Origin of the sequence: Streptococcus sp. 10824 (assembly GCF_013276595.1) — a bacterium.
In the GTDB taxonomy this organism is placed as follows: domain Bacteria; phylum Bacillota; class Bacilli; order Lactobacillales; family Streptococcaceae; genus Streptococcus; species Streptococcus pseudopneumoniae.
Window position 1 is genome coordinate 1 of the sequence record NZ_VMLH01000147.1, and the last position, 6,971, is coordinate 6,971.

The 6,971-nt window shown below is 34.3% G+C and carries 6 protein-coding genes and 2 pseudogenes; 5 read left to right on the forward strand and 3 right to left on the reverse strand.

The annotated features are described in order from the left end of the window. The 4 genes and pseudogenes from HT701_RS10845 to HT701_RS10860 form a co-directional block, all read left to right on the forward strand. Window positions 1-152, forward strand: a pseudogene (locus HT701_RS10845) (IS630 family transposase); the annotation flags it as partial. A gap of 27 nt (window positions 153-179) precedes the next feature. Further along, window positions 180-947 (forward strand): annotated as a pseudogene (locus HT701_RS10850) (epoxyqueuosine reductase QueH). Window positions 948-1,345: 398 nt separating this feature from the next. Next, window positions 1,346-2,119 (forward strand): class I SAM-dependent methyltransferase, encoded by a 774-nt coding sequence (locus HT701_RS10855; RefSeq protein WP_000566044.1) that lies wholly within the window; start codon window positions 1,346-1,348, stop codon window positions 2,117-2,119. Window positions 2,120-2,131: 12 nt separating this feature from the next. Next, window positions 2,132-2,989 (forward strand): Rgg/GadR/MutR family transcriptional regulator, encoded by an 858-nt coding sequence (locus HT701_RS10860; RefSeq protein ID WP_119919744.1) that lies wholly within the window; start codon window positions 2,132-2,134, stop codon window positions 2,987-2,989. A 359-nt stretch (window positions 2,990-3,348) separates the two neighbouring features. Here the strand turns inward: HT701_RS10860 and HT701_RS10865 are convergent, their stop codons facing one another. The 3 genes from HT701_RS10865 to HT701_RS10875 all read right to left on the reverse strand — a co-directional run bounded on the left by HT701_RS10865 (window position 3,349) and on the right by HT701_RS10875 (window position 5,533). Then, window positions 3,349-3,882 carry a DUF402 domain-containing protein gene (locus tag HT701_RS10865; RefSeq protein WP_000775321.1) on the reverse strand — a complete coding sequence of 178 codons (534 nt, stop codon included), beginning with the start codon at window positions 3,880-3,882 and terminating at the stop codon, window positions 3,349-3,351. 88 nt (window positions 3,883-3,970) lie between these two features. Continuing rightward, window positions 3,971-4,747: a recombination regulator RecX gene (gene recX, locus HT701_RS10870; protein WP_119919745.1), complete on the reverse strand. Its 777-nt coding sequence runs from the start codon at window positions 4,745-4,747 to the stop codon at window positions 3,971-3,973. 9 nt (window positions 4,748-4,756) lie between these two features. Beyond that, window positions 4,757-5,533, reverse strand: a complete 777-nt coding sequence (locus HT701_RS10875; RefSeq protein WP_119919746.1) for an aminoglycoside 3'-phosphotransferase — start codon at window positions 5,531-5,533, stop codon at window positions 4,757-4,759. Window positions 5,534-5,589: 56 nt separating this feature from the next. Between HT701_RS10875 and rlmD the strand changes: the two genes are divergently transcribed. Further along, window positions 5,590-6,945 carry a 23S rRNA (uracil(1939)-C(5))-methyltransferase RlmD gene (gene rlmD, locus HT701_RS10880; RefSeq protein ID WP_119919747.1) on the forward strand — a complete coding sequence of 452 codons (1,356 nt, stop codon included), beginning with the start codon at window positions 5,590-5,592 and terminating at the stop codon, window positions 6,943-6,945. Window positions 6,946-6,971: the final 26 nt, after the last annotated feature.

A 6,971-nucleotide genomic window follows, 5' to 3' on the forward strand; every position in this document is an offset into this window, starting at 1 on the left:
AAATTCGAAAACGAGGTTTCAAAAATAAGGCTTTCCAAACATTGGAAGCCGTCATTGATAAGCTTCAAGAAGTTATTCAAGGACTGGAAAAAAGCGTTTTAAAGTCCACTGTCAGCAGACAATGGACAAGGTTGCTTTTTGAAAATGATTGAGTATAAGACTAGAAAAAGGAGAATAACATGATCGATGTAGAAGAAATTCTGAGCAAGATGAACCCCAATCAGAAGATTAATTATGACCGTGTCATGCAGAAGATGGTACAAGTATGAGAGAAAAATGAGCATCGGCCAACCATTCTCATGCATGTTTGCTGCGCCCCTTGCAGTACCTATACCCTAGAATATTTGACCAAGTATGCAGATGTGACCATCTATTTTACAAATTCTAATATCCATCCTAAGGCAGAATACCATAAGCGTGCCTATGTTACTAAGAAATTTGTCAGTGATTTCAATGAGAGGACAGGAGATGTGGTTCAGTACCTAGAGGCTCCCTATGAACCAAATGAATAACGTAAGTTAGTCAGAGGACTGGAAGAAGAGCCTGAAGGTGGCGACCGTTGCAAGGTTTGTTTTGACTACCGACTGGATAAAACAGCGCAAGTGGCTATGGACTTGGGCTTTGACTACTTTGGTTCAGCCTTGACCATCAGTCCTCATAAGAATTCTCAAACCATCAATAGCATCGGAATCGATGTGCAAAAAATTTACACGACCCACTATCTTCCCAACGATTTCAAGAAAAATCAAGGCTACAAACGTTCAGTAGAGATGTGTGAGGAGTATGATATCTATCGTCAATATTATTGTGGCTGCGTCTATGCAGCCCAAGCCCAGAATATTGACCTGGTTCAAGTTAAGAAGGACGCCACAGCTTTCTTGCTGGATAAGGATGTTGAAAAAGATTATTCCCATATCAAATTTACAGTTACGAAATTAGATATATAAATGAAAACTTGCCTCAAGGTAGGTTTTTTGCTAGTAGAAAAGCGATAGACAGAAATTGCTGGACCAATCTTTGAATTTCTAGTCCAAGGCTTGTGAGTCTTCAACAAGCCTTGGACTCTTAAAAAAATGAAGTTTTGCTCAAAAGAGCTTTTTAAATTAAAACGAGCAATTATCAGTTCAAATCTGTTTCAAAAGAAGAACGGATAAATTAATTGATGCTTGGTTTTTGAGTTAGGAAGTTAAGCATGCTAAACTGAGTCGTAGGAATAAATTTCTTTATAGAAATGTGTTACAACTCTGCTATAACGGAATATTCCTTTTTTGCATTTATACAACTTATTTAACACTATCTTTATTCTTGTGATATAATGTCAATTATAGAGTGGGGGTCGTTTAAAATGATTGATAAAGTAATTGAACAATATAAAAGTCATGATAATCTTGATATTCGAGTAGAATTGCATAAGAAGTATTCAAAAAATAAATTGGGATTTAATAATTGGATATTTTCTAACTACCAAATCACTGATGAAGTAAAGGTTCTAGAATTGGGATGTGGTACAGGAGAATTGTGGAAAAGTAATAGTGATTCTATAGATAAAATGAAGCAGTTGATTGTTACAGATTTTTCTAAAGATATGGTAAAATCAACGAAGTCAGTGATTGGAAATAGAGACAATGTCAACTATGAGATAATGGATATTCAAAAGATTTCTTTTGAGAATGAAACGTTTGATATTGTTATTGCTAATATGCTTCTACATCATGTGAATGATATTCCTAAAGCTCTCTCTGAAGTGAATAGGGTCTTAAAAACCGAAGGCATTTTTTACTGTGCTACATTTGGTGAAAATGGAGTTGTAAATTATTTGGCAAATTTATTTAAAGATGAGGTTAATCAAGATTTAGAAAATAAAACGTTTACTTTACAAAATGGTAAAAGGTACCTGAGTAGGTGTTTTAACTCTGTCGATACATTACTCTATGATGATGAGTTACAGGTAACTAGTATAGATGACCTAGTTAAATACATCCAATCGTTTAAAGGAATTTCAGAAATAGGTTCACTAGAAGAGGAAATAATACGTAAAAGATTGGAAAGTGAGTTTAATAATGGTATGTTGATCATTCCTAAAGAATATGGTATGTTTATCGCTCGAAAAGAAAGTTAAGGGAATGAAAGTGTGAAAAATTACGGAGAAGCTTTTCGATATTTTAGAAAATTAAACGGATATTCTTTAGAGTATGCTGCAGCTGATTCTATATCAAAATCTCAACTTTCTAGATTTGAAAGGGGAGAAAATGAAATTTCTCTTTCAACGTTTTTTGAATTATTATCAAATATCAATGTTTCGATAGAGAATTTTTGTAATTACCTAGAACATTATAAAAGATCGGAGCTTGATGATTTTTTGGTTAATTTATCTCCGAATTTTTATAGTTTGAATACCAAAGGATTGGAGGAAATAAAAAATGAGCAACAAAAGCTTTTTGAGAAGACTGGGGAAAAAACTCATAAAATAAATACAATTATGGTTCAGGGATTATTAAATCAGATAGATTGTAATCATGTAGTTAGTAGAGATGATCTAAATTTAGTATATGACTATTTATTCCAGAAGGAACGATGGGAGTCCTATGAGATAACGCTAATTGGTAATTTATATCATCTTTTTGAAATAGATTATATTTACATGGTCGGAAAAGAAATACTAGAGCGTACACATTATTACGAAAAAATCGGCAAGAATAGAAATTTAGTTGTGTCAGCTTGTTTAAATTTTTGGTTCTGTTGCCTTGAAAATTCACATCTAATATATGCAGACTACTTTGAAATGAAATTAAAAAAATTATTAAAAGATGACACAAAAGTTTTTGAAAAATCTACATTCAAATTTGTAGAAGGATATAAAATATATCTGACTGAATCTAAAGAATCTGGAATTAAACAAATGAACAATGTCATAAAATATTTTGAGTTTATTGAATCTAAAAGTATTGCTTTATATTTTCAAAAACGATTAAATGAGTTGGTAGATTAAATAGCATTTTCTCTGTAAAGATATTATTTTTAAAATGTCGTGCTAAATGATTGATGCTAGGTGGAAATACAAAAAATAAATTATTTGATACGAAGTTAACCTGTATTTTTATACTAATCATCTTCGTATTTTTTGTATTAAACGATATAAGTTTGTTGTAAACTTACAAGGAACAGAGACATTAAAAAATAACAGTATATCTATTTGTTTTATATATTTTACAAATTCTGCATAAATCTCTTTCTAGTAAGGTGTTGTAACTCTGCTATAATGGATTTATTCCTTTTTTGTGTCTACACAACTTATTTTACACTATCAAAAAAACAAGGTCAGGATTTTGTTCCTGACCTTTGACAACTTTACCGATTCTTTAGTTCTACATAGCGCTTGTACCAAATGTTTACATAGGCTTCTGAGAAAGGACCACGTCCATTGTTAATCCAATCAACAAGAATTTTGACATGTTCTTTTAAAATATAGTCCAAGTCATCAGAATAATTCATTTTGCGTTTGTGACGTTCGTACTCTTCAACGTCCAAGAGACGTTTTTCCCCATCTGTAAAAATTTTAACATCCAAATCGTAATCAATATACTTCAGTGCTTCTTCATCCAGATAGTAGGGGCTAGCCATATTGCAATAGTAAGAAGTTCCATTATCACGAATCATGGCAATGATATTAAACCAATATTTCTTGTGAAAGTAAACAATAGCCGGTTCTCGAGTGACCCAACGACGACCATCACTTTCGGTAACAAGTGTGTGATCGTTGACACCAATAATGGCGTTTTCTGTTGTTTTTAGTACCATGGTGTCTCGCCAAGTTCGGTGGAGACTCCCATCATGCTTATAACTTTGAATTGTAATAAAGTCGCCTTCTTTTGGAAGCTTCATAACTAACCAACTTTCTACAATTTATAAGTTTATCATTTACTATTGTACCATAAAATTATCTAAAATCTGTGAATTTCACTTGGAAATATTAAAGATATTCTCTAAGAGCGCTTGCTATATCCGAAAAATCATAGCCCTTTCGTGCTAAAACTTGAGTTAAACGCTGCTTCAGTTCGTATCCTTCATACTTTCTGGCATACTTAGCATATTGCTTATCAAGTTCCTTGAAGATGAGTTCTTGAGTCGTTTCTTGGTCAACTTGGATATCTAAGTCGTCAAAGGCAATTTTAGCATCAGAATAAGAGAAGCCCTTGTTAGTCAAGTTCTGGATTATCTTATCTTGCAAGGCACGAGCTGGAAGTTTTCCCTCATATTTTTTCAATAGTTTATTGGCTACACGTTGAGCAACTTCCGAAAAATCAAATTCTTTCAAGTTCTGTTCTATAGTAGATTTTGAAATCCCCTTTTGTGCTAGTTTCTGAGTCAGTACATAAGGCCCCTTGTCTCCTGAAAGTTGATTGGCATTGATGATAGCATAAGCGTACTGGCTATCATTAATCCACTTATCTTCTTTAAGATTAACAATGACTTGAGAAACGATGTTTTCATCAATATCGTATTTTTTTAGATATTCTCTGACCTCTTTTTCAGTGCGTGCTTTAAAGGATAAATGGTAGAGAGCCAGATTCTTACCATAAGAAAATTGAGCAAAGTCCTGAATCTCTTTCAATTCCTCTTGGCTTATCACCTTATCTCTCGATAACATAAAACGAACAATTGTGTCTTCGGTGATATAGCATTTGTCGCCATTATCAAGCTCCATCAGATAGAGTCTTTTTTTCTTTTCAAGTTTTGTGATTTTCATAATTTCCTTTCATCTAAATGCTTCGAAAGCTGCAACAAGTCGGAGTTTATCCATATCTACATATTCTCTACCGTAATAGTCGAGAAATAATTCAGCATACGTAGCATCTTGTAGGTTGTAATGAAGGGACCAAATTGCCCAAAAGAGGTCGATATGTCGGTCACTAAAACCAGCCAATCCCAAGTCAATAAAGCAAGAAAAATGCGAGGCATCCTTCAAGATGAAATTTGGCAGGCAGGCATCTCCATGAATAAAAGCATCAGCTTTGAGAATGGAACCTTTCTCTTGTATCAGTTGGTAAGCTTCTTCACGACTGTGAATATGAAATTGAGGCAGAAGAGTCTTGTTATAAAAAGCCCCCTTCTGATAGTTTTTTAAGGCTTTTTCTTTATAACGCTTCAGATGATTTTCCGACGGAAAAGATTGTGGTTTAAGACTGTGAAGTTTGTTTAATGCTTGAGCTAGGGTTTGACAGAGTTTTTCGGGTTGATTTAAAAAATCGAGAGCATTTCTGCCAATGGCTTCTTTGGTCAGAAGGAAGTCCTTTTTTGCTGATAAATAGGTAATCACTGGAGTTCCCAATCCTTCAGTTTCGAACCAATTTGCAATCTTAGCTTCTTGAGCTAATCTGCCTTTTTGATCTATTTTTAAATAGTAACCTGAATCTATATGTAGGACAGTTGCACTTGAATGAGAAGAACTATCAGAGAGATTAGCTCCCTTGATATAGCTTCGTAATTGTTCAGGGAAATCTAGTATACTAAAGCGAGGTGTTTTTGAATTCATGCTTTTATTGTAACATATTCTTAAATATCTTAGAAACTCCATGGTATAATAGACCTATGAATCTAAAAATAAAACAAAAAATACCATTAAAAATCAAGCGTATGGGAATTAATGGTGAGGGAATTGGCTTTTATCAAAAAACCTTAGTCTTTGTACCTGGTGCTCTCAAAGGTGAAGATATCTATTGTCAGATTACTTCTATTAAACGCAACTTTGTTGAAGCAAAATTACTAAAGGTCAACAAGAAGTCTAAATTCCGAGTTGTGCCAGCTTGTACTATTTATAATGAATGCGGAGGCTGCCAAATCATGCACCTGCATTATGATAAGCAGCTGGAGTTCAAGACGGACTTACTTCATCAAGCGCTGAAAAAATTTGCTCCTGCAGGATATGAGAACTATGAAATTCGTCCAACTATTGGAATGCAGGAACCAAAATATTACCGAGCTAAGTTACAATTTCAGACTCGAAAATTTAAAAATCAGGTCAAGGCTGGCTTATATGCACAAAACTCTCACTATTTAGTAGAGTTGAAAGACTGCCTGGTACAAGACAGGGAAACCCAAGTGATTGCTAATCGTCTAGCGGAATTACTTACTTATCACCAGATTCCAATCACAGATGAGAGAAAAGTTCTAGGTGTTAGGACTATTATGGTCCGACGAGCAAGAAAGACTGGACAGGTTCAGGTTATTATTGTTACAAATCGTCAGCTTAATTTAACCCAACTAGTAAAAGACTTAGTTAAAGATTTCCCAGAAGTTGTGACAGTAGCTGTGAATACAAATACAGCTAAAACCAGTGAGATTTATGGTGAAAAGACAGAGATTATCTGGGGACAAGAGAGTATTCAAGAAGGTGTACTCGATTATGAATTTTCACTATCTCCTCGAGCTTTCTATCAACTAAATCCTGAACAAACAGAAGTTCTTTATAACGAGGCGGTAAAAGCCTTGGATGTTACTAAAGAAGACCATTTGATTGACGCTTATTGTGGAGTTGGAACGATTGGATTTGCCTTCGCAAAGAAAGTTAAAACACTAAGAGGTATGGATATTATTCCAGAAGCCATTGAAGATGCCAAGCGAAATGCTAAAAGAATGGGATTTGACAATACTCATTATGAAGCTGGAACGGCAGAAGAGATTATTCCTCGTTGGTACAAGGAAGGCTACCGAGCAGATGCTCTGATTGTGGACCCACCACGTACAGGTCTGGATGATAAGTTATTAGATACTATTCTTACTTATGTACCAGAAAAAATGGTTTATATTTCTTGTAATGTTTCGACCTTGGCTCGTGATTTGGTACGCTTAGTAGAAGTCTATGATCTTCATTATATCCAGTCGGTCGATATGTTCCCACATACAGCTCGAACGGAAGCTGTTGTAAAATTAATAAAAAAAGTTTAAAAAAGTAGTGTCAATCGAAAGTGATG

Coding starts and splice junctions, on each gene's coding strand:
- HT701_RS10855 (WP_000566044.1), top strand. CDS start 1,346: ATGATTGATAAAGTAATTGAACAATATAAAAGTCATGATAATCTTGAT.
- HT701_RS10865 (WP_000775321.1), bottom strand. CDS start 3,882: ATGAAGCTTCCAAAAGAAGGCGACTTTATTACAATTCAAAGTTATAAG.
- recX (WP_119919745.1), bottom strand. CDS start 4,747: ATGAAAATCACAAAACTTGAAAAGAAAAAAAGACTCTATCTGATGGAG.
- HT701_RS10875 (WP_119919746.1), bottom strand. CDS start 5,533: ATGAATTCAAAAACACCTCGCTTTAGTATACTAGATTTCCCTGAACAA.
- rlmD (WP_119919747.1), top strand. CDS start 5,590: ATGAATCTAAAAATAAAACAAAAAATACCATTAAAAATCAAGCGTATG.